Raw genomic sequence first — 1,093 nt, 5'->3', positions numbered from 1 at the left:
GAGGTGCGGGCCCACATGGATCACGTGCGCAGTTCGCTGGCCGCCCTTACCGGGCGGGCCGCGGCGGAGTAGTCCCGCGGCCGGGCGGCCGGGTCCCGGCGCCCCGCCCCTCACCCGCCGGAGGGGCTTGCGGCGAGCACCTTTGCCGCCAGGGTGCGGAGGTGGTCGCGCTCGGCCGGCGTCAGGTGCTCCGCGAGGCCGGTGATCCGCCGCTCCACGTCCGCCCCGCACCTCTCCACCAGGGTGCGGCCCTCGGGGGCGAGGGCGACCAGGACGCCGCGGCCGTCGTGCGGGGCGCGTTCGCGGGTGACCAGGCCGCGCTTCTCGGCGCGGGTGACCAGGCCCGTCATGGAGGACTTGTCCAGGCCCAGGTGTCCCGCGAGTTCGAGCATGGCGGGCCTGCGGTCCCGCAGGATGCCGAGCAGCCGGAGCTGGATCACCGAGAGGTCGTGCTCGGCCGCGATCCGGGACAGTGCCCCCTGCACCAGGAACGACAGCTGGACCAGGGCGTCCACGGTGTTGTCCGGCGCGCCGGAGAGGGCGGGGGCGTCGTGGTCGGCGGCGGTGCCGTGGTCGGGCTCGGGGTGCGGGTGCACAGGGGCGGTCTCCGTTTGACGTAGTACGCGGCACAAACTACTTTGAAATTAGTACGTGCCGCAAACTATATGTGGCGCCGCCGTTCCCCGCACCCCACCCGCACCCGGGAGACCCTCATGCGCGCAGCCGTGGTCCGTTCCTTCGACGCCCCGCCCCGCTACGACACCTTCGAGACGCCCGTGCCGCGCGGGGAGTACGAGATGCTCGTCGACGTACTGGCCGCGGGCCTGCACCCGCGGGTGCGTTCCGGCGCGGACGGCAGCCACTACTCCTCCGGGGGCGCCTTGCCGATGGTCCCCGGCGTCGACGCGGTCGGCCGCACCGCCGACGGGGAGCTGTGCTACTTCGTCGCCACCGACGACGCGGCCGGCACCATGGCCGAGCAGGCGGTCGTCGACCGGCGCCGCTGCGTCCCCCTGCCGCCCACCGCCGACCCGGCCGCCGTCGCCGCGGCCATGAACCCCGCCATGTCGTCCTGGCTCGCGCTGCGGCTGCG

At 74.7% G+C, this 1,093-nt stretch carries 1 protein-coding gene and 1 pseudogene; one reads left to right on the top strand and one right to left on the bottom strand.

What is annotated here, in order from left to right; translation table 11 throughout:
* Positions 1-110 precede the first annotated feature (110 nt).
* Positions 111-596 carry a MarR family transcriptional regulator gene (locus G3I40_RS30320; RefSeq protein WP_343245061.1) on the bottom strand — a complete coding sequence of 162 codons (486 nt, stop codon included), beginning with the start codon at positions 594-596 and terminating at the stop codon, positions 111-113.
* A 117-nt stretch (positions 597-713) separates the two neighbouring features.
* Here G3I40_RS30320 and G3I40_RS30315 point away from each other — a divergent pair.
* Positions 714-1,093, top strand: a pseudogene (locus G3I40_RS30315) (zinc-binding alcohol dehydrogenase family protein); the annotation flags it as partial.

The sequence above is a fragment of the Streptomyces sp. SID14478 genome, from assembly GCF_010548525.1.
In the GTDB taxonomy this organism is placed as follows: Bacteria; Actinomycetota; Actinomycetes; order Streptomycetales; family Streptomycetaceae; genus Streptomyces.
The sequence above is the reverse complement of the archived record's forward strand: the minus strand, read 5'-3'. Positions and strand labels throughout refer to the sequence as shown.